This is a genomic window from Blastococcus jejuensis, from assembly GCF_039534705.1.
GTDB classification, from domain to species: Bacteria; Actinomycetota; Actinomycetes; order Mycobacteriales; family Geodermatophilaceae; genus Blastococcus_B; species Blastococcus_B jejuensis.
In genome coordinates this window covers 234,714-255,182 of record NZ_BAAAVV010000001.1, presented here as the reverse complement: position 1 = coordinate 255,182, position 20,469 = coordinate 234,714, and the positions used below count along the sequence as shown (strand labels likewise).

General features: G+C 73.7%; 19 protein-coding genes and 1 pseudogene. 15 read left to right on the top strand and 5 right to left on the bottom strand.

The window, feature by feature from the left end:
- Positions 1-153 precede the first annotated feature (153 nt).
- From ABD644_RS01140 to ABD644_RS01120, 5 genes are all read left to right on the top strand, one after another.
- Positions 154-1,119, top strand: a complete 966-nt coding sequence (locus ABD644_RS01140; protein ID WP_344686642.1) for a hypothetical protein — start codon at positions 154-156, stop codon at positions 1,117-1,119.
- A 65-nt stretch (positions 1,120-1,184) separates the two neighbouring features.
- Positions 1,185-2,375, top strand: a complete 1,191-nt coding sequence (locus tag ABD644_RS01135; RefSeq protein ID WP_344686641.1) for a cell division protein PerM — start codon at positions 1,185-1,187, stop codon at positions 2,373-2,375.
- 90 nt (positions 2,376-2,465) lie between these two features.
- On the top strand, positions 2,466-3,077 hold the full coding sequence (gene purN / locus ABD644_RS01130; protein WP_344686640.1) for a phosphoribosylglycinamide formyltransferase: 612 nt from the start codon (positions 2,466-2,468) through the stop codon (positions 3,075-3,077).
- Complete coding sequence (gene purH / locus ABD644_RS01125; protein WP_344686639.1) at positions 3,074-4,636, top strand: bifunctional phosphoribosylaminoimidazolecarboxamide formyltransferase/IMP cyclohydrolase; 1,563 nt, start codon at positions 3,074-3,076, stop codon at positions 4,634-4,636. Before purN ends, purH begins: the two co-directional genes overlap by 4 nt.
- Positions 4,637-4,667: 31 nt before the next feature.
- Positions 4,668-5,279 carry a pentapeptide repeat-containing protein gene (locus ABD644_RS01120; RefSeq protein WP_344686638.1) on the top strand — a complete coding sequence of 204 codons (612 nt, stop codon included), beginning with the start codon at positions 4,668-4,670 and terminating at the stop codon, positions 5,277-5,279.
- Here the strand turns inward: ABD644_RS01120 and ABD644_RS01115 are convergent.
- Positions 5,276-5,902 carry a hypothetical protein gene (locus tag ABD644_RS01115; protein ID WP_344686637.1) on the bottom strand — a complete coding sequence of 209 codons (627 nt, stop codon included), beginning with the start codon at positions 5,900-5,902 and terminating at the stop codon, positions 5,276-5,278. The genes ABD644_RS01120 and ABD644_RS01115 overlap by 4 nt on opposite strands.
- A gap of 103 nt (positions 5,903-6,005) precedes the next feature.
- Here ABD644_RS01115 and ABD644_RS01110 point away from each other — a divergent pair, with 103 nt between their 5' ends.
- The 4 genes from ABD644_RS01110 to ABD644_RS01095 are packed head-to-tail and all read left to right on the top strand — an operon-like array spanning position 6,006 to position 9,441.
- A complete protein-coding gene (locus ABD644_RS01110) occupies positions 6,006-6,890 on the top strand; it encodes a bifunctional methylenetetrahydrofolate dehydrogenase/methenyltetrahydrofolate cyclohydrolase (RefSeq protein WP_344686636.1) in 885 nt (294 codons plus the stop codon).
- The gene (locus tag ABD644_RS01105) at positions 6,887-7,186 is read left to right on the top strand and encodes a DUF3017 domain-containing protein (protein ID WP_344686635.1); all 300 of its coding nucleotides are present in this window, start codon (positions 6,887-6,889) and stop codon (positions 7,184-7,186) included. Before ABD644_RS01110 ends, ABD644_RS01105 begins: the two co-directional genes overlap by 4 nt.
- 57 nt (positions 7,187-7,243) lie before the next feature.
- Positions 7,244-8,197 (top strand): malate dehydrogenase, encoded by a 954-nt coding sequence (gene mdh / locus ABD644_RS01100; RefSeq protein WP_344686634.1) that lies wholly within the window; start codon positions 7,244-7,246, stop codon positions 8,195-8,197.
- 29 nt (positions 8,198-8,226) lie between these two features.
- Positions 8,227-9,441, top strand: coding sequence for an NADP-dependent isocitrate dehydrogenase (locus ABD644_RS01095; RefSeq protein WP_344686633.1), 1,215 nt, complete (start codon positions 8,227-8,229; stop codon positions 9,439-9,441).
- Between the two features lie 231 nt (positions 9,442-9,672).
- Here the strand turns inward: ABD644_RS01095 and ABD644_RS01090 are convergent, their stop codons facing one another.
- Entirely contained in the window at positions 9,673-10,347 is a 675-nt protein-coding gene (locus ABD644_RS01090) for a CAP domain-containing protein (protein ID WP_344686632.1), read from the bottom strand.
- A 219-nt stretch (positions 10,348-10,566) separates the two neighbouring features.
- Positions 10,567-11,523 carry a CAP domain-containing protein gene (locus ABD644_RS01085; protein ID WP_344686631.1) on the bottom strand — a complete coding sequence of 319 codons (957 nt, stop codon included), beginning with the start codon at positions 11,521-11,523 and terminating at the stop codon, positions 10,567-10,569.
- A gap of 220 nt (positions 11,524-11,743) precedes the next feature.
- On the opposite strand from ABD644_RS01085, the gene ABD644_RS01080 reads away from it, so the two are divergent.
- Complete coding sequence (locus ABD644_RS01080) at positions 11,744-13,078, top strand: hemolysin family protein (protein WP_344686630.1); 1,335 nt, start codon at positions 11,744-11,746, stop codon at positions 13,076-13,078.
- Here ABD644_RS01080 and galE read toward each other — a convergent pair.
- Complete coding sequence (galE, locus tag ABD644_RS01075; RefSeq protein ID WP_344686629.1) at positions 13,075-14,028, bottom strand: UDP-glucose 4-epimerase GalE; 954 nt, start codon at positions 14,026-14,028, stop codon at positions 13,075-13,077. The genes ABD644_RS01080 and galE overlap by 4 nt on opposite strands.
- 43 nt (positions 14,029-14,071) lie before the next feature.
- Between galE and hisC the strand changes: the two genes are divergently transcribed.
- From hisC to ABD644_RS01055, 4 genes and pseudogenes are all read left to right on the top strand, one after another.
- Positions 14,072-15,184 carry a histidinol-phosphate transaminase gene (hisC, locus tag ABD644_RS01070; RefSeq protein WP_344686628.1) on the top strand — a complete coding sequence of 371 codons (1,113 nt, stop codon included), beginning with the start codon at positions 14,072-14,074 and terminating at the stop codon, positions 15,182-15,184.
- Positions 15,185-15,278: 94 nt separating this feature from the next.
- Positions 15,279-16,301, top strand: coding sequence for a tryptophan--tRNA ligase (trpS, locus tag ABD644_RS01065; RefSeq protein ID WP_344686627.1), 1,023 nt, complete (start codon positions 15,279-15,281; stop codon positions 16,299-16,301).
- The gene (locus ABD644_RS01060) at positions 16,298-16,876 is read left to right on the top strand and encodes a 2'-5' RNA ligase family protein (RefSeq protein WP_344686626.1); all 579 of its coding nucleotides are present in this window, start codon (positions 16,298-16,300) and stop codon (positions 16,874-16,876) included. Before trpS ends, ABD644_RS01060 begins: the two co-directional genes overlap by 4 nt.
- A 202-nt stretch (positions 16,877-17,078) precedes the next feature.
- Positions 17,079-17,768: pseudogene (locus ABD644_RS01055) on the top strand (YihY/virulence factor BrkB family protein); the annotation flags it as partial.
- 31 nt (positions 17,769-17,799) lie between these two features.
- Here ABD644_RS01055 and ABD644_RS01050 read toward each other — a convergent pair.
- Positions 17,800-19,095 carry a D-alanyl-D-alanine carboxypeptidase family protein gene (locus tag ABD644_RS01050; protein WP_344686625.1) on the bottom strand — a complete coding sequence of 432 codons (1,296 nt, stop codon included), beginning with the start codon at positions 19,093-19,095 and terminating at the stop codon, positions 17,800-17,802.
- Positions 19,096-19,339: 244 nt separating this feature from the next.
- On the opposite strand from ABD644_RS01050, the gene ABD644_RS01045 reads away from it, so the two are divergent.
- Positions 19,340-20,407, top strand: coding sequence for a BMP family lipoprotein (locus tag ABD644_RS01045; RefSeq protein WP_344686624.1), 1,068 nt, complete (start codon positions 19,340-19,342; stop codon positions 20,405-20,407).
- Positions 20,408-20,469: the final 62 nt, after the last annotated feature.

Here is a 20,469-nt window from a genome sequence, read left to right as displayed (position 1 = left end):
CTGCCCGGCCGCCTCGTCAGAGGCCGCCGGGCAGTGGTGCGTGCGGGGCCGTTGATCACGGTCGGGCGACACGAGGCGCGCCACGGTTGCGGCGCGCCACGCGGGCGACCACGATGCGCCCCGATACCCGACGCTCCAAGGGAGAGCCCTGCGATGACCTCCGGCCAGCCTCCACAGCCGCCCCTGGGCGGTCCGCCGCCTCCCGGCGGGCAGCCGCCCGCGGGCGGTCAGCAGCCCGGGTACGGACCCCCGCCGGGCTACGGCCAGCAGCCGCCGCAGCAGCCCGCCTACGGCCAGCAGGCCCCGGGCCAGCAGCCGTACGGCCAGCAGCAGCCCTACGGTCAGCAGCCCGGCTACGGCCAGCCGAACCCCTACGGCCAGCCTGCGGGCACCGGTGGCGGCTTCTCGTTCGACGTGAAGAAGCTGAAGATGGCCGACTACGTCATCGCCGGCGGCACCGTGCTGTACCTGATCCTCGCGCTGTTCCCGTGGTACGAGTTCGACTTCGGCTTCGACGTCCCCGGGGTCGACGCGAGCGTGAGCGGGTTCTCCGGCTCGGGCAACGTGACGACCGCCTTCGTGCTGCTCCTCCTGGCCACGGCGTGGGCGTTGCTGCCGGCGTTCTTCGACCTCAAGCTCGGGTTCCCCCGGGGCTGGATCACGGTCGGTCTGGTCGCCCTCGCGTGGGTGCTGACCCTCTTCGCGTGGATCTCGACGTTCGACTGGGAGTTCTCGGTCTGGGCGCTGCTCGGCTTCCTGACCGCGACGGTGCTCCTGCTGTTCGCGGTGCTCGGTCTGCTCCCGGAGCTGCGCAACCGCCCGGCGCTGCCCGGTGGCCTGGCCAACGCCGCCCAGTGGGCCAACCAGCCCGCGCCCGACCTGGGCCAGCAGTTCGGCGGCCAGCCCGGCCAGCCCCAGGCGCCGCAGCAGCCCGGTCAGCAGTACGGCCAGCCGTCCTACGGCCAGCCCCCTGCCGGCCAGCCGATGCCGCCGCAGCAGCAGCCCGGCCAGTACAGCCCGCCCCCGCCGCCGGCCCCGCCGTCGTCGGGCTACGGGCAGCAGCCCGGTGGCCCCACCGCTCCCGGCCAGGGTCCGGACCGGCCGGCGGGCGGCTTCTGACCTGATCCGTCCGCCGCCCCGGCGCGGGTGCCGACGAACCGGCGACGGTTTGCGAGAGTGGGGGCGTGGTCTCCCTGCTCGCACGGCTTCCCCGGCGCGGGGGCGGCGACGGACCGGGACCGTTGTCGCCGGTCTGGCTCGCCGTGGCCGCGGCGGTCGCGGTATCGGTCACCGGCCTGGTCGGCCTGGGCCTCGCCGTCGTCGTGGTGTCGACCCTGGACCCGTCCGGGGGACTGACCGTCGGGGGATCGACGGCCCTAGCCGGACGGCTGTGGCTGCTCGCCCAGGGCGGTGAGATCGACGCCGACTCCGGCCCGATCGTGCTCGCCCCCCTGCTGCTGACCCTGCTGGTCGCGTGGGGGTTGTCGCGGGCGGGCCGCGGGGTCGTGCGGCTGGCCGGGACGACCACCGTCCGCGAGGTCGCCCGCGACACCGGGACGATCGGCGGCGTCCACGTCGTCCTCGCGCTGCTGCTCGCCGTGGTCCTCGACGGGCCGGGAGCGGGGGTCGGCTTTCTCCGCACGACCGCCGGTGCCGCCGTGCTGGCGCTGGCCGCGGTCGGGTGGGGCACGGCGCGCGAGTCCGGGGTGCTCGACGCCCTGCTGGACCGGTTGCCGGGGCCGGTGCGGCCCGTGCTGCGCGGTGTCCTGGCCGGCCTGCTCACCGCGGTCGCCCTGTGCACCGCCGTGGTCGCCGTCGCGGTGGCCGCGGACTCCGCCGGCTACGCGGCGCTCTCCCGCTCGCTCGGTGGCGCGGGGGCGGGCGCGCTCGGACTGCTCCTGCTGGCACTGCTCCTGCTCCCCAACGCCGCGATCGCCGTCCTCGGGCTCGCCGCGGGGCCGGGCTTCCTCGTCGGCTCGGGCACGCTGGTCTCGGTCCACGGCGTGACCCTCGGGTCGGTGCCGGCGCTGCCCCTGCTCGCGGCGCTGCCCGACACCCAGGCGGTGCCGCTGATCGCCTTCGTCTCCCAGGCCGTGCCTGCGGTGGCCGGGCTGGTCGCGGGCGCGACGGTCGGCCGGTGGTTCACCGCCCGCGACGGCGGCTCGGTGGTCGCCGGGCTGGCGGGGATCGGCGCGGGCGTCCTGCTGGGCGTCGCCAGCGGCGCGCTGGCCTTCGTGGCCGGCGGCTCGCTGGGGGACGGCGCCCTGGCCGAGGTCGGCGCTCCCGCCGTCGCCACGGGGATCGCGGTCGCTGCGCAGAGCGGGATCGCGGCCGCGGTGGCGGCGACGATCACCCGCTGGCGGGCGCTGGGTTGACAGAGGACCCCCTCGCCCCCCACCGCTCGCACGCTCGCGTCGGGCCCCTGCGAGGGGGCCGGAGGACGGGGTCCTTATAGGGTCGGTGCCGTGCGCCCAGCCGAGCCGACCCCTCGGGCGCGCGTGGTCGTGCTGCTGTCCGGTGCCGGGTCGCTCTGCGCCGCACTGCTGGCCGCCACCGACGACCCGGCCTACCCGGCGACGGTGGTCGCCGTCGGCGCCGACCGGGAGGCGGCCGGTCTCGAGCACGCCCGCCGGCGCGGCGTCCCCACGTTCCTCTGCGCCCTCGGCGATCACCGCGACCGCGCGCACTGGGACCAGGCCCTCGCCGATGCCATCGCCGCCCACGACCCCGATCTGGTGGTCTCGGCGGGGTTCATGAAGATCGTCGGCCCGGCCGTGCTCGCGGCGTTCGGCGGCCGGCTGATCAACACCCACCCGGCCCTGCTGCCGGCCTTCCCCGGGGCCCACGCGGTGAGGGATGCGCTGGCCGCGGGGGTGACCGTCACCGGCTCGACCGTGCACGTCGTGGACGCCGGGGTCGACACCGGACCGGTGCTGGCCCAGCGCGAGGTCGCCGTCCTCCCCGGGGACGACGAGGCGAGCCTGCACGAGCGGATCAAGGACGTGGAGCGCGAGCTCCTGGTGCAGACGGTGGCCGAGCTCGTGCCCGCCGTCCTGGAGAGGAAGACCCACCCATGACCGAGTCCACCCCGAGCCGTACCCCGATCCGCCGTGCCCTGCTCGGCGTCTACGACAAGACCGGCGTCGAGGAGCTCGCCCGCGGGCTGGCCGCCGCCGGTGTGGAGCTCGTGAGCACGGGAGCCACCGCCCGCCGGATCGCCGACGCCGGCGTGCCGGTGACGCCGGTCGAGCAGGTGACCGGCTTCCCGGAGTGCCTCGACGGCCGGGTGAAGACCCTGCACCCCGCGGTGCACGCCGGGATCCTGGCCGACCGCCGCAAGCCCGAGCACGTGGCGCAGCTCGAGGAGCTGGGCATCGCACCGTTCGACCTGGTCGTGGTGAACCTCTACCCGTTCACCGAGACGGTGGCCTCGGGTGCGAGCCCCGACGAGTGCGTGGAGCAGATCGACATCGGCGGCCCGGCCATGGTGCGGGCCGCGGCCAAGAACCACCCGTCGGTCGCCGTCGTCGTCGATCCGGCGCGGTACGGGGAGGTGCTGGCTGCCGTCGCCGAGGGCGGCTTCACCCTGGCCGAGCGGCAGAAGCTGGCGGCGGCCGCCTTCCGCCACACGGCGACCTACGACATCGCCGTCGCCTCGTGGATGGGCAACGTGCTCGCCCCGGACGACGACAGCGGCTTCCCGGCCTGGGTCGGCGCCACCTGGGACCGCGCCGACGTGCTGCGCTACGGCGAGAACCCGCACCAGAACGCCGCCCTGTACCGCAGCTGGCAGCCCGGCCTGGCGCACGCCGAGCAGCTGCACGGCAAGGCGATGTCCTACAACAACTACGTCGACACCGACGCCGCCTGGCGGGCCGCGCACGACCACGCCGATCCGTGTGTCGCGATCATCAAGCACGCCAACCCGTGCGGGATCGGCGTCGGGATCGACATCGCCTCGGCGCACCGGAAGGCGCACGCCTGCGACCCGACGTCGGCCTTCGGCGGCGTGATCGCGGCCAACCGCGAGGTCGGCCTGACGATGGCCGAGCAGATCGCCGAGGTGTTCACCGAGGTCGTCGTCGCGCCGTCGTTCACCGACGACGCCGTGGCGGTGCTGACCGCGAAGAAGAACATCCGGCTGCTGCGGTTGCCGCACGTGCCGGGGGCCGGCGCGGAGATGCGCCCGGTCAGTGGGGGCCTCCTGCTGCAGGTGAGCGACCGCATCGACGCCCCGGGCGACGACCCGACGACGTGGACGCTGGCCACCGGTGAACCGCTCGACGCCGCGGGCCTCGACGACCTGGTCTTCGCCTGGCGGTCGGTGCGGGCGGTGAAGAGCAACGCGATCCTGCTCGCGCACGACAAGGCGACCGTCGGCGTCGGCATGGGGCAGGTCAACCGGGTGGACTCCGCCCGCCTCGCGGTGGCTCGCGCAGGGGACCGGGCGACCGGCTCGGTCGCGGCCTCCGACGCGTTCTTCCCGTTCGCCGACGGCCTGCAGGTGCTGCTCGACGCGGGCGTGCGGGCGGTCGTCCAGCCGGGGGGGTCGGTGCGCGACGAGGAGGTCGTGGCCGCGGCGGCGGCGGCCGGGGTGCCGCTCTACCTCACCGGCACCCGCCACTTCGCGCATTAGCGGTGGGGCGTTGATCAGCTCGCGACCCCACGTGCGGCCACCGGAGAGCGGCACCGAGCACGAGGGCCTCGACCTCGCGCGGGTCGACTGGTGGGGGGCCGAGCTGGAGGGGGTCACGTTCACCCGCTGCCGGTTCGACGACGCCGGGCTCGAGGAGCTGGTGACCCGGCGGTGCGTCTTCGACCAGTGCGTGCTCACCGGGGTGCGGCTCGGCGGCTCGCGGCACCTGGGCTCGGCGTTCCTGTCCTGCCGGTTCGACCGCGCGCGGCTGTTCGACGTCACGTGGGAGGGCTGCAAGCTCACCGGCTCGCAGTTCCCGGGCGCGGAGCTGCGGCCGATGACCTCGACCGGCAGTGACTGGAGCTACACGTCGCTGCGCGGCGCCGACCTGTCGGCGCTCGTCCTGACCGGTCAGCGGTTCCGGGAGGCCGATCTGACCGACGCCGACCTGCGCGGTACCGACCTGAGCCACGCCGACCTCGACCGCGCCCGCCTGCAGAACGCCAAGCTGCGGGGCGCCGACCTGCGCGGCGCCAGGACCGATGAGGTGAACTGGCGCGCGTTCGAACTCACCGGCGTGCGGATCGACCTGATGCAGGCGGTCCAGTTCGCCGCCGCCCACGGCGCCCAGGTGGCGGATTAGGTCAGCGGCGCCGTGCTGGCGTACTTGGGACCGCTCAGCAGGGCCTTGAGGCTGCCGAGCAGCCCGAGCGCCGGGACGGCGATGGCGAACCAGAAGCCCAGGTCGAACTCGCTGAAGTCGAAGCCGGCGTCGGCGAGGGGGACGAGCACCGCCGCCGCGGCCGCCAGGCTCACGACGAGCGCCAGGATGCCGAGGAAACGGTGCGTCTTGGCCGGCACGAACATCAGCAGGCCGAGGACGAACAGCACCCCGCCGCCGAGCACGATCGTCAACGGCTGCCAGAAGCCCGAGCTGAAGACATCGCCGAAGCTCTCCCCCCACCGGTCGAACCCGTCGCGCACGAGGTCCAGGCCGGACTCGCTCGCGCCGTTCACCCAGCGCAGCAGCAGGCTGACCGCGGCGGCCACCCCGGCCAGGACGAGCAGCAGGGCGGCGAACGCGTCGGGCCGGCGCTGCGCGATCGGCGTCGTCGTGTACTTGGGCGCGGTGTAGTAGTTCTCGCTCGCACCGACCGGGCCGTGGGCGCCGGAGCTGACCCCGTGCGCCTCCGAGGGCGGCGTGTACGCCGGCTGCCCGCCCACCGCCGTGCTGCCGTGGGGCGGGGTCTGGTCACGTTCGGTCATGTGCACTCCTCGGCGATCGGCAGGCACGGGGGAGTCGCCTCCCGCCTGCGGAGCCTAGGACCGCAGCGCCGGTCGCGGGGGTCTCTCCTGCACACTGTCGGTCGTGCCCGCGACGATCCTCGACGGCAAGGCCACGGCAGCGACGATCCGCGGCGAGCTCACCGAGCGCGTGTCGGTGCTGGCCCAGGCCGGCCGCCGGCCCGGCCTCGGCACGCTGCTCGTCGGCGACGACCCGGGCAGCCGCTGGTACGTCAACGCCAAGCACTCCGACTGCGCGCAGGTCGGCATCGCCAGCATCCAACGCGAGCTGCCGGCCACCGCCACCCAGGACGAGGTCCTCGCCGTGGTCGCCGAGCTCAACGCCGACCCCGCCTGCACCGGGTACATCGTCCAGCTGCCGCTGCCGCCGCAGATCTCGGAGTCCGTCGTCCTGGAGGCCATGGACCCGGCCAAGGACGCCGACGGCCTGCACCCGGTCAACCTGGGCCGCCTGGTCCTCAACGTGCCGGGCGCGCTGCCGTGCACCCCGGTCGGGATCGTCGAGCTGCTCCGCCGTTACGGCGTCCCCATCGCCGGCGCCGAGGTCGTGGTGATCGGCCGCGGCATCACCGTCGGTCGCCCGCTCGGCCTGCTGCTGACCCGCCGCAGCGAGAACGCCACCGTGACCCTGTGCCACACCGGCACGCGCGACCTCGCCGCGCACGTGCGCGGCGCCGACATCGTCGTCGCGGCTGCCGGGGTGCCCGGCCTGGTCACCGCGGACATGGTCAAGCCGGGGGCCGCCGTCCTCGACGTGGGGGTCAGCCGCGTCGACGGCAAGATCGCCGGGGACGTCGCCCTCGACGTCCTCGAGGTGGCCGGCCACGTCGCCCCCAACCCCGGCGGTGTCGGGCCGATGACCCGGGCGATGCTGCTGGCCAACGTCGTCGCCGCCGCCGAGCAGCAGGCCGCCGCGCACCCGACGACGGCGCTGCCCAGCCGGGCATGACCCGCCCGCCGCTCTACGTCCGGCGGCCCTTCCTCGCCGGGGTGGTCCGCCAGCTGCCCCTGTTCGCGGTGCTGGTCGCCGTCGGCATCGGGCTGCTGCTGGTCACCCTGGAGTACTGGCGCCGGGGCCTCGTCGTCATCGGGCTGGCGCTCGTGGGTGCCGCGCTGCTGCGGCTGCTCCTCCCGGTGCGCCGGGTGGGATTCCTCGCCGTCCGCAGCCGGCCGGTCGACGTCGTCCTGCTGGGCGGTGCCGGCGCCGTGCTGACGGTGATCGCTCTCGCCATCCCGTCCGCCTGACTCGGGGCGCCCGACCCGGGCGGGCGAGGGCCTGGATCCACCGATAGGTTGACCGTCATGGCTGAGAGTTCGCGGAACGGCAAGGTCACCGTCGTCGGCGCCGGTTTCTACGGCTCGACCACGGCCCTCCGACTGGCCGAGTACGACATCTTCGAGACCGTCGTGCTCACCGACATCGTGGAGGGCAAGCCCGAGGGCATCGCGCTGGACATGAACCAGTCGCGGCCGATCGAGGGCTTCGAGACGAAGATCGTCGGCGTCGGCGGGGGCTCCTACGAGGGCACCGAGAACTCCGACGTCGTGGTGATCACCGCGGGCCTCCCGCGCAAGCCCGGCATGAGCCGGATGGATCTCATCGAGACGAACGCGAAGATCGTCCGCGACGTCGCCGAGAACATCGCGCGCACCTCGCCCGAGGCCGTGATCATCGTCGTGTCCAACCCGCTGGACGAGATGACCGCGCTGGCGCAGCTGGCCACCGGATTCCCGAAGCACCGGGTCATGGGTCAGGCGGGCATGCTCGACACCGCGCGCTTCACCAACAACGTGGCCGAGGAACTCGGCGTCCCTGTGAGCTCGGTGCGCACGCTGACCCTCGGCTCGCACGGCGACACGATGGTGCCGGTGCCCTCGCGCTGCACCGTCGACGGCAAGCCGCTGTCCGACGTCATGGCGCAGGACCGCATCGACCACCTGGTCGACCGCACCCGCAACGGCGGGGCCGAGGTCGTCGCCCTGCTCAAGACCGGTTCGGCGTACTACGCGCCGTCGGCCGCCGCGGCCCGCATGGCCCGCGCCGTGATGGAGGACTCCGGCGCGGTCATGCCGGTCTGCGCCTGGGTCGACGGCGAGTACGGCATCTCCGGCGTGTACCTCGGCGTCGAGGCCGAGATCGGTCGCGAGGGCGTGAAGAAGGTCGTCGAGGGCGACTTGTCCGAGACGGAGCTGGCCGGGCTGCGCGAGGCGGCCGAGGCCGTGCGCGCCAAGCAGGCCGACGTAGCCGATCTCTGATCTGCAACTCCTGAGAGGAACCACCTGACGTGAGCAAGATCAAGGTCGAGGGCACCGTCGTCGAACTCGACGGCGACGAGATGACCCGGATCATCTGGCAGTTCATCAAGGACCAGCTGATCCTCCCGTACCTCGACGTCAACCTCGAGTACTACGACCTCGGCATCGAGAAGCGCGACGAGACCGACGACCAGATCACGGTCGACGCGGCCGAGGCCATCAAGCGCCACGGCGTCGGCGTCAAGTGCGCCACGATCACGCCCGACGAGGCGCGGGTCGAGGAGTTCGGCCTCAAGCGGATGTACCGCTCCCCGAACGGCACGATCCGCAACATCCTCGGCGGCGTGATCTTCCGCGAGCCGATCATCATGTCCAACGTGCCGCGGCTGGTGCCGGGCTGGACCAAGCCGATCGTCGTCGGCCGCCACGCCTTCGGCGACCAGTACCGGGCCACCGACTTCCGGTTCCCGGGCGAGGGCACGCTGACGATCACCTTCACGCCGAAGGACGGGTCCGCCCCGATCGAGCACGAGGTCTTCCAGTCGCCGGGCGCCGGTGTCGCGATGGCGATGTACAACCTCGACGACTCGATCCGCGACTTCGCCCGGGCCTCGATGAACTACGGTCTGCAGCGCGGGTACCCGGTCTACCTGTCGACGAAGAACACGATCCTCAAGGCCTACGACGGCCGGTTCAAGGACCTGTTCGCCGAGGTCTTCGAGGCCGAGTTCAAGGACAAGTTCGAGGTGGCCGGCATCACCTACGAGCACCGGCTGATCGACGACATGGTCGCCGCGTCCCTCAAGTGGGAGGGCGGTTACGTCTGGGCGTGCAAGAACTACGACGGCGACGTGCAGTCCGACACCGTCGCCCAGGGCTTCGGCTCGCTGGGTCTCATGACCTCGGTGCTGATGAGCCCCGACGGCCGCACGGTCGAGGCCGAGGCCGCGCACGGCACGGTGACCCGCCACTTCCGGCAGCACCAGAAGGGCGAGCAGACGTCGACCAACCCGATCGCGTCGATCTTCGCCTGGACCCGGGGCCTGGCCCACCGCGGCAAGCTGGACAACACCCCCGAGGTGACCCGCTTCGCCGAGACCCTGGAGAAGGTCTGCATCGACACCGTCGAGAGCGGCCAGATGACCAAGGACCTGGCGCTGCTGATCTCCAAGGACCAGCCGTGGCTGACCACCCAGGACTTCCTGGCGGCCATCGACACCAACCTGCAGAAGGCCATGGCCTGAGAAAGGACCCTCCTGCCCCCCACCGCTCGCACGCTCGCGGCGGGCCCCTGCAGGAGGGCCGACCGAACGGCCCCCTCGCCCGGCACGGGTGAGGGGGCCGTTCGCTGTCTCGGGGACCGGTCCGCGGCGAACCGCTGAGATGCGCATGGATGCGGTTGTCCGGCGCCGATTACCGCATCCATGCGCATGAGCGCGGCTCAAGCGTCGGGGGAGGGGGCGCGGGGCCCTTCCTCAGCCGAAGAGCTGGGTCCACCAGGGGCCGCCGGAGCCGTCGACGACGCCGACGCCGAGCCGCGTCAGGCTGCAGTCGAGGATGTTCGCCCGGTGCCCGGCGCTGTTCATCCAGCCGGCCATCACCGCCGCGGCGTCCTGCTGGCCGCGGGCGATGTTCTCCGCACGCGCGCTGACGCCGGCGCGGTCCGCGCGGTCGAACGGATCCAGGCCGTCGAGGTTGACGTGGTCGAAGAAGCCGCGGTCGCGCATGTCGGCGCTGTGGGCCCGCGCGACCGCGGCCAGACCGGCATCGGCGGCCAGCGGCGCACAGCCGGCGGCGGCGCGCTCCTGGTTCACCAACGCCAGCACCTGCCCCTCGGGGCCGGGGGCGGCCGGAGGCGCGGCGGGGGCCGCAGCGGCCGCGGCCGGCGCCTCCTCCGCGGGTGCCGACCCCGCAGCCGGCGGCGCCTCGGCCGGCGGAGCCTGAGGGGACGGTGCCTCGGGTGACGGCGCCGGGGTCGACGGCGCGGGGGTCGTGGACGCCGGGGGCGCGGTGGTCGTCGCCGGGGCCGCGCTCGTGGACGTGTCGGGCACGTCCTCCGCGAGAAGGGACGCCGTGGAGTCCAGCGAGATCGATGCCGTCCGGTCCCCGGAGGCCGACATGACCGGCGCGGTCAGCACCAGGCCGGTCACGCCCAGCGTGAGGGCGGCTCCCAGGGCGAGCCGAGCGCGGCGGCCGGCCCGCTGCGGAGAGGGGGCGGAGACGCCAGGCAGGCGCGAGGACCGGCGCGGACGGAGGGCGCGGTGGTGCACGGGTGGGACCTCGCAGAGAAGATTACGAATCGTTACCGCGCCAAGACTAACCGTGCTCGTGCCCTCACCGAAAGTCCGGACCCCTCGCCGCGGGCAGGCTCAGGCGAACAGCGCGGTCCACCAGCCGTCGACAGCGCCGACGCCGATCGAGGTCCGCGAGCAGTCGAGGACGGTCGCGCTGTCGGCCGGATCGGCGAGCCAGCCGGCGACGGCGGACTGCGCGGTCGGCCGGCCCGCGGCCACCGCCGCCGCGCCGCCGAGGCCGGCCAGGTCCAGGCCGTCGAGACCGAGGACGCCGGTGGCACTCATCGCCGCGCTGTGCGCTCCGGCGGCCACCGCGAGTCCGGCATCGGCGACCAGGGCGGCGCAGCCGGCCGCCGTCCGCTCGGCGTTGATCAGCGCGACGGCCTCCGACACCGGGTCGGAGGCGTCCGGCTCCGCGGGAGGGGCCTCCGCCGGTTCCGCCGGCAGGACCACGGGGTCGCTCGTGCCCGGCGACGTCGTCCCGGTGCCCGGGGAGCCGGCGGACGACGACGGTGAGCCGGCGGGCGACGTGGCCGGCGGTCGCGGGGCGGTCGTCGCGCCGTTGGTGGCCGGCCTGTGCGCGGGCGCCGATCCGGTGGTGCCCGGGGCCGCGACGACGTCCCGGTTCGAGGCGGACGACGAGGTGCCGGAGCCGGTGTCCGCGCCGGTGGTCGTCGTCGGCGGCGTGGTCGCGACGGTGACCGAGGTGTGCACCCCGGCGAAGGCCGCCGACGTCGGCGGCTCACCGTCGACACCCATGACGACGGGGGAGTCGCCGGAGCCGGAGCCGGGCGCCGACGACGAGGACGACGCGTCCAGGATCACCGACGACGTCCCGGGGCCGATCCCGGAGACGACGGGGATCGCCAGGACCAGACCGACCACCGTCGTCGTCACCAGGGCGCCCAGCGCCAAGCGACCCGGACGTGCCGGCACGGCGCGCCGGAGCGCGGCGCGCACGAGCAGCGACCATCGGGTGAGCGCGCCCTGGACGCGGGCGGAGAGCGGGGGCCCCGAGGGACGGTGGTGCACGGGAGACCTCACCGGATTGCGAATCACGAATCGTTACCGCGACGAGACTATCGGTACTCGCAAGGTCACCGTCAGTCCCGGGTGATCGGGGTCACATCCCACCCGCCCGGGGGCGACGCTCCGGTGCGGCCTGCCCCTCCGGCGCCCCGACCAGGCACCATGGGGCGGGTCCGAAGCACCCGCACCACCCCCCGAGACCCCCCTGAGGAGCACGCCGCCGGTGAGCGACGTCTGGCTCAACATCGTCATGGTCGTGGCGTTCATCGTGATCGGCGGCTTCTTCGCGGGCGCGGAGATCGCGCTGGTCTCGCTTCGCGAGTCCCAGGTCCGCGCGCTCGCCGAGAGCGGAGGGCGCCGCGGTCAGGCCGTGCAGAAGCTGCTGAGCGACCCGAACCGGTTCCTCTCCGCAGTCCAGGTCGGGGTCACCCTCGCGGGCTTCTTCTCGGCCGCCTTCGGCGCCAGCACTCTGTCCCGGCCCCTGGCCGACTGGCTGGTGGCTCGGGGCGTCAGCGAGGGGCTGTCGGGGACGCTGGCGCTGGTCCTGGTCACGATCGCGATCAGCTACCTGTCCCTGGTGGTCGGCGAGCTGACCCCCAAACGGCTCGCCCTGCAGCGGGCCGAGGGCTTCTCGCTCATCGTGGCCGCGCCGCTGAACGCCATCGCGACGCTGTCGCGGCCGGTCATCTGGCTGCTCTCGAAGTCGACCAACGTGCTGGTCCGGCTGCTCGGCGGGGACCCGAAGGTCAGCGGCGAGTCGATCAGCCAGGAGGAGCTGCGCGACCTCGTGGCCGCCCACGAGTCGCTGAGCAGTGACGAGCGGCGGCTCATCGACGAGGTCTTCCGCGCCGGGGAGCGCGAGGTCCGCGAGGTGATGACGCCGCGCACCGAGGTCTCGTTCCTCGACGCGTCGATGACCGCCAGCCGCGCTGCCAAGCAGGTCGCCGACTCCAACTGGTCCCGGTTCCCGGTCGCCGGCCGCGACCAGGACGACGTCGTCGGCTTCGTGCACGTGCGCGACCTGTTCCTCCCCAGTCACCCGGCCGGTCGCGCCGCGACCGTCGGCGACCTGGCCCGCGAGGTCAAGAGCCTGCCCGGCACGGCCGGCGTCCTCACCGCCCTCAGCGAGATGCGCCGGGAGAACCACCACCTCGCGATCGTCGTCGACGAGTACGGCGGCACCGACGGGATCGTCACCCTCGAGGACCTCATCGAGGAGGTCATCGGCGAGATCTACGACGAGTACGACGCGGAGGTCGAGCCCGACGGCAAGCAGCCCCCCGGTGGCCCCCGCGAGGTCGACGGCCTGCTCAATCTCGACGACTTCACCGAGGTGACCGGGCTGGAACTGCCCGAGGGGCCCTACGAGACGGTCGCCGGCTACGTGCTCGCCGAGCTGGGCCGCCTGCCCGAGGTGGGCGACCGGATCGAGGTCGAGGGGCGCGACGTCGAGGTGCTCGAGCTCGACGGCCGCCGGATCGCCCGCCTGCGGGTCGGTCCGGCGCCGGAGCCCGCCGAGGACGGGGAGGACGCCGACCGCGACGCCACCGCCGGCTAACGGTCCTTCTGCACGTCCCACGCATCGCGCACGATGCCGACCAGGTCGGTGTGCTTCGGCGCCCAGCCGAGGTCGGTGCGGATCCGGTCGCTGGCGGCGACCAGCTGCGCGGGGTCACCCGCCCGCCGCTCGCCGATGGTCACCGGCACGGGGTGGCCGGTGACCTCGCGGACGGCGTCGACGACCTGCTGCACCGAGAACCCGGTGCCGTTGCCCAGGTTGTAGATCCGGTGCTCGCCCTCGTCCGGGGCGGGCAGCGCCAGGAGATGGGCGTCGCTGAGGTCGCCGACGTGGACGTAGTCGCGGATGCAGGTGCCGTCGGGGGTCGGGTAGTCCTGGCCGTAGATCGTCAGCGACTCGCGCTGCCCGGCCGCCACCTGCAGGGCGAGCGGGATCAGGTGGGTCTCCGTGGCGTGCCGCTCGCCGAGGCCGTAGGCCGCGCCGGCCACGTTGAAGTAGCGCAGGCTCACCGCCGCGAACCCGTGCGCGACGGCGTAGGAGGTCAGCATGTGGTCGACGGCGAGCTTCGAGGCGCCGTAGGTGTTGGTCGGCCGGGTCGGGGCGTCCTCGCGGATCGGCACCGTCTCCGGCTCGCCGTAGGTCGCCGCCGTGGAGGAGAAGACGATCCGCCGGCAGCCGGTCGCGCGCATCGACTCCAGCAGGGCCAGCGACCCGCCGACGTTCGCGTACCAGTACTCCTCGGGGTGCTGCTGGGACGCGCCGACGAGGCTCTTGGCGGCGAAGTGCAGCACGGCCTCCGGGCGCACCTCCGCGAGCACCGGCGCCGAGTCGTGCAGCGACACCTCGGCCAGCGTCGCCCCGTCCGGCACCGCGTCGGCGTGACCGGTCGAGAGGTCGTCGAGCACCGTCACCTCGTGGCCGTCGGCGAGCAGCGCCGTCGTCACTACGCTGCCGATGTAGCCGGCTCCACCGGCGACGAGAACGCGCATGAGTGCCACCCTAAGAGGGCGGCAGGCAGGAGGTAGGGACGTCGTGGTCACCCCACGCGCCGCGGTGCAGGCGCTGCCGGCCTACAAGCCCGGGCGCAACCCGGCCGATCTCGCCCGGGAGATCGGCGTCGACCGCGCGGTGAAGCTGGCCAGCAACGAGGTCGCCTTCCCACCCCTTCCGGCCGTCGTCCGCGCCTTGGCCGAGGCGGCCGGCGAGACGAACCGCTACCCGGACAACGGCGCCGTCGTCCTCACCCGCGCCCTCGCCGACCGGTACGGCGTCGCGCCGGAGCAGATCGCCACCGGCGGGGGCGCGGTGATGCTCTGCCAGCAACTGGCCCAGTCGTTCAGCGACCCCGGCACCAGCCTGGCCTTCGCCTGGCGCTCCTTCGAGATGTACCCGCTGCTCGCCCAGGTCGCCGGCGCCCGCGCGATCCAAGTGCCGCTGGTCCCGGGGCGGCCCGGCGGCCCGGCCGACACCCACGACCTCGACGGGCTGCTGGCCGCGATCGACGAGACGACGCGGCTGGTCTTCGTCTGCAACCCGAACAACCCCACGGGGACGGCGGTCCGCCGCGGCCCGCTCGAGGCGTTCCTCGACGCCGTTCCCGCCGAGACCCTCGTCGTCCTCGACGAGGCGTACCGCGAGTTCGTCACCGACCCCGACGTCCCCGACGGGCTGGAGGTCATGCGCGGCCGGCCGAACGTGGTCGTGCTGCGCACCTTCTCGAAGGCCTGGGGGCTGGCCGGGCTGCGCGTCGGTTACCTGATCGCCGAGGACCCGGCCGTCGCCGAGGCGGTGCGCAAGACGTTCGTGCCGTTCAGCGTCAACATGCTGGCCCAGGCCGCGGCGGTGGCCGCGCTGGCCAGCGAGGACGAGGTCCGGGCGCGCTGCGCCGCCGTCGTCGGCGAGCGGGACCGGCTGACCGCCGCCCTCCGGGAGCGCGGTGTGCCGGTCGAGGACAGCCAGGCGAACTTCGTCTGGCTCCCGCTCGGCGAGGCGACCGTGGCGACGGCGCAGGCGCTCGAGGGCCGAGCGGTGATCACCCGGCCCTTCGCGGGCGAGGGCATCCGCGTGAGCATCGGCACCCCCGAGGAGAACGACGTGTTCCTCGCCGCCTGGGACGCCGTGCGGGCCACGGTGCCGGTCCGCTGACCTGCATGTCCGGACATGGGTCGGTCGGCGAGTGCGTCGGGGCGGGTCACCGGGAAGGGGGAGCCCGGCGCGGGGGCGGCCCCCGGCTGGTTTGATGGCTGCCGTGCCTCTTCCCCGTGTCCTCTCCGGCATCCAGCCGACGGCGGGTTCCTTCCACCTCGGCAACTACCTGGGCGCGCTGCGCCAGTGGGTGAGCCTGCAGGACACGACGGAGGCGTTCTACTGCGTCGTCGACCTGCACGCCATCACCGTTCCGCAGGACCCCGCCGAGCTGCGCCGCAACAGCCTCGTGTCCGCCGCCCAGCTGCTCGCCCTCGGCGTCGACCCCACGCGCAGTGCGCTGTTCGTGCAGAGCCACGTCCCCGAGCACCTGCAGCTGTCGTGGGTGCTGGAGTGCATGACCGGCTTCGGTGAGGCGAGCCGGATGACGCAGTTCAAGGACAAGAGCCAGCGGGAGGGGGCGTCGGGTGCCTCGGTCGGGCTGTTCACCTACCCGGTGCTGCAGGCCGCCGACATCCTCCTCTACCAGGCCGACATGGTCCCGGTGGGCGAGGACCAGCGCCAGCACCTCGAGCTGACCCGCGACCTGGCCACCCGGTTCAACAGCCGGTACGGCGCGACGCTGACCGTCCCCTCGGCGCACATCCCCCCGGGTGCGGCCAAGGTTCTCGACCTCCAGCAGCCGGACAAGAAGATGAGCAAGAGCCTGCCGCCCGCCGGCTGCGTGAACCTGCTCGACGACCCCGCGGTGACGGCGAAGAAGATCCGCTCGGCGGTCACCGACACCGGGCGCGAGGTGGTCGCCGACCCGGTGAACAAGCCGGGCGTGACCAACCTGCTGACCATCCACAGCACGCTGTCCGGGCAGTCGGTCGCCGAGCTCGAGGAGCGCTTCGCCGGTCGCGGCTACGGCGACCTGAAGAAGGAGCTGGCCGAGGTGGTCACCGACTTCGTGACGCCGGTCCGCGACCGGACGCAGGAGCTGCTCGACGACCCGGCCGAGCTCACGCGGGTCCTGGCCGACGGGGCGCAGCGCGCCCGGGAGGTCGCGTCGCGCACGGTGGCGACCGTGTACGACCGCGTGGGCTTCCTCCCCTCGGCGGACGGACGGGCATGAACGACGACACGTTCGTGCCGCGGCGCAGCGCGCCGCCCGAGACAGCGGTGATCGGCGTCGTCGTCCCCGTGCCCGAGCCGTGGGCGCAGCTGCTGGTCGACTGGCGGGCCAAGGTCGGCGATCCGCAGGCCAACGTGGTGCCCCCGCACGTCACGCTGCTGCCGCCCACGGAGGTGGCGTGCACCGAGCGGACGATGATCAGCGCCCACCTGGCCCAGGTCGCCCGCTCGCACGCGCCCTTCGACATGCACCTGTCGGGCACGGGCACGTTCACGCCGGTCTCCGACGTCGTGTTCGTCGCCGTCGCGCGGGGGATCGGCAACTGCGAGCTGATCGCCAACGACGTCCGCCGCGGCCCGCTGGCCCGGTCGCTCGCCTTCCCGTACCACCCGCACGTCACCGTGGCGCACGACGTGACCGGCGACATGCTCGAGCTGGCCTACAGCGGGCTCGCCGACCTGTCGGCGGAGTTCCACGTCGCGCACTTCACCGAGTACGAGCAGACCCCCAGCGGGGCGTGGGCCGTGGCCCGCGAGTACCCGTTGACCGGTCCGCCGAGCTCATCGGCTCACTGACCTGCGCCGACGGTCCCGAGCGGCCGTCGCCGGGAGGCCGCAGACTCGGGCGGTGAGTTCCGACCCGCCGCAGCGCGAGCCGTGGTTCACGCGTGCCTGGACCTGGTTCGACGCCCGCCTCCGGGCCCTGCGCCGGCGCTGGGCGTGGTTCGACCACCTGGCCCGTGCGGGAGGCCGCTACCAGCGCACGCAGGGTGACCTCATGGCGGCCGGGGTCACCTACTTCGCGTTCCTGGGCCTGTTCCCGGTGCTGCTGCTGGTCGCCTCGATCATCGGCCTGGTGCTCTCCGGCAACGCCCTGCTCCAGCTGCAGCTGTTCAGCGCCATCCGCGACGCGTTCCCGGGCACGCTGGGCCGGCAGCTGGCCCGGCAGCTCGACGGCGCCATCGACGGCGCGGGATTCCTCGGCCTGATCGCCCTGGCCGGGTTCCTCTACGCGGGCCTGCGGACGATGGACAAGCTCCGGATCGGCATGGAGCGGATCTGGAAGGGGCACGTCGACGAGCCCGACGTCCTCCGCGACAACCTGCAGGACCTCGTGGCGCTCGTGGCTCTCGGCGTGGTGGGCCTGGCCAGCCTCGGGCTCACCGGCGGGGTCACCCAGGCGACGTCGTGGGTGCTGAACCTGCTGGGACTGGCCGACGAGCCCGGCTACGGGGTGCTCACCTGGGTGCTCGGCATCGGCCTGGCGATCGCCGCCGACACCGTCGTCTTCCTCTGGCTGCTCCGCGTGGTGCCGTCGGTCTCGCACCCGCTTCGGCGGCTGCTGCCCGGCGCGCTCTTCGGCTCGGCGGGTCTGGAGGTGCTCAAGCTGATCGGCGGGTTCTACCTCTCGCTGATCTCCGACAGCGTGACGGCGTCCGCCTTCGGCGGTGCCGTCGGCCTGCTGGTGTGGATCAACCTGGTGGCCCGCTTCTCCTTCTTCACCGCGGCGTGGACGGCGACCCTCCCGTCGGTCCTGGCGGCGACGCCGGTGGCCTGGAGCCTGACCCCGCCGAAGGAGGAAACGGCTCCGGTCGCCTCGCCCGCCGGCGACCGATCAGCGTCGCCAGGACGATGAGGACGGCGCCGGCGCCCAGCACCGCGGGCACGAGGGCGGACGGCGCCGGCGCGCCGCGGGCGGGTGCCGCGTCGACGGGCGCGGGCGGCACCGGTGCGGGCGCCGCGGTCGTCGTCGCCGGCGCGGTGAGGTCCTCGGGTCGCACCAGCGTGCCCACGCCGTCGGTACTCTCCGGCAGCGCGAAGCCCCAGTCGAGCAGCAGGGCGGCCTGGTCGGCGGCGCGCAGCGGGACGTTCTCGGTGTTCATCACGCTGACGACCAGCACCCGGCCGTCGCGCTCCGCGGCGCCGACGAAGGTGTGCCGGGCCGCGTCGGTGAAGCCGGTCTTGCCGCCGAGCGCGCCGGGGTACCTGCCGAGCAGCGGGTCCTGGTTCTGGATCTGGTAGCCGGGGGAGCGCCCGGGCACCGCCGGCATCTGCGCCGTGGGGGTGCGCAGGATGGCGGCGGCGACGGGGTCCTCGACCACGGCACGGAAGATCAACGCCAGGTCGTAGGGCGACGAGGACTGCCCGGCCACGTCCAGGCCCGACGGCGTCCCGGCGACCGTGTCGTAGGCGCCGAGGTCCTCGGCCGTCTCGTTCATCGCCGCGACGGTCGTCGCGACCCCACCGGCCGCCCGTGCCAACGCCTGGGCGGCGTCGTTGCCCGACTGCATGACGAGCGCTTCGAACAGCAGGCGGACCGGGTACTGGCCGCCCTGCACCAGCCCGACCCGGCTGCCCTCGACCTGCTCGTCCTCGGGGGTGCCCGCGACGACCGCGTCGGGATCGAGCCGCGGCAGGAGGGTCAGCAGCGTCAGCGTCTTGAGCGTGCTCGCCGGGTAGTAGCGGCCGTGCGGGTCGCGGGCCGCGAGTACAGCACCCGTGCCGGCGTCGGCGACCAGCCACCCCGTGGCGGCCAGACCGGCCGGCAGCGGGGGAGCGCCCTCGGTGACCACGACCCCGCGGGTGTCGAGGTCCTCCCCGCCGACCGTGCTCCCGTCGGGTGCCGAGCCCTGGGGTGGGCGCCCGGGCCACGGTGAGGTGGGTGTGGGGGCGGCCGGGTCGGCCGTCGGCCGTGACTCCTCGGCCAGCGCGGCCCCGCCCCCGCCCGCGAGGAGCAGCAGCGCGACCAGCCCGGCGACGGCGGTGCGCGGACCCCACGGTCGGCGACGTCCCATGGCGGCAGACGGTAGGCCCCCGCGGGGCGGGACGCGCGCGGCCGGTGCCGTTCCGGAGGTCACCCCCTTCGCAACGATCGCATCTCAGTCCGTCACCGGGAGCCTGTGACGGGCGATCACGCGGATAGCGTGCCCAGGTCTTGTGTCACCGGGGTGTCGACGACGCCCCATCCGTGGTGCAGGACCATCGAAACCGACGGGGCGCGCGGCACCACCGGCGCGTCCCCCCAGAGAGGAGATCGTCTTGCGCCGAGCGCGGATGACGAAGGCCGCGGCGCTGCTGCTGGCCGGCAGCCTGGCCCTGGCGGCCTGCGCCAGCGACGAGAACGGTGGCGGCGACGACACCGGGAGCGACAACACCGGCGGTGCCACCGAAGAGCTCAAGGTCGGTCTGGCCTACGACACCGGTGGCCGCGGCGACCGCTCGTTCAACGACTCCGCCTACGCCGGTGTCGAGGCCGCCATCGAGGAGCACGGCGGCGAGGTCCAGGACCCCAGCCCCAACGCCGACGCCTCCAACCGGGCCGAGCTGCTGACCCAGCTCGCCGACGAGGGCTACAACCCGATCATCGCGGTCGGCTTCGCCTACGGCGAGGACGTCGTCACGGTGGCCGCGCAGTACCCCGACGTGACGTTCGCGATCATCGACTCCTCGGCCGCCTCGGCCGGCGCCGACAACCTGACGGGCCTGCTCTTCGCCGAGAACGAGGGCTCGTTCCTCGCCGGCGTCGCCGCGGCGCTGAAGACGGAGACCGACCACATCGGCTTCGTGGGCGGTGTCGACACCGAGCTGATCCACAAGTTCGAGGCCGGCTACGTCGCGGGCGCCCAGGCGGTCAACCCGGACATCACCATCGACCGCCAGTACATCTCGCCCGAGGGTGACTTCTCCGGGTTCAACGACCCGGCCAAGGGCCAGATCGTCGCGCAGGGCATGTACGACGCCGGTGCCGACATCGTCTACCACGCGGCGGGCGGCTCCGGGCTCGGCGTGTTCCAGGCGGCTGCCGCTTCGGGCGGGCGTGCCATCGGCGTCGACTCCGACCAGTACAACACCGTCGAGGACCCGGCCCTGCAGGCCGTGATCATGACGTCGATGCTCAAGCGGGTCGACAACGCGGTCCAGTCGTTCATCGACTCGTTCGTCGACGGCAGCGTCGAGGGCGGCACGGACATCGTCTACGACCTCGAGAGCGACGGCATCGGCCTGTCGACCACGGGTGGGTTCATCGACGACATCCAGGGCGACATCGACTCCTACCGTCAGCAGATCATCGACGGCGAGATCGAGGTTCCGACCACGATCGAGTGACCTCGGGCGCGGGCCCGCTCCGGCGGGCCCGCGTCGCGCGGTCGACCCGACGGCGGGCCCGG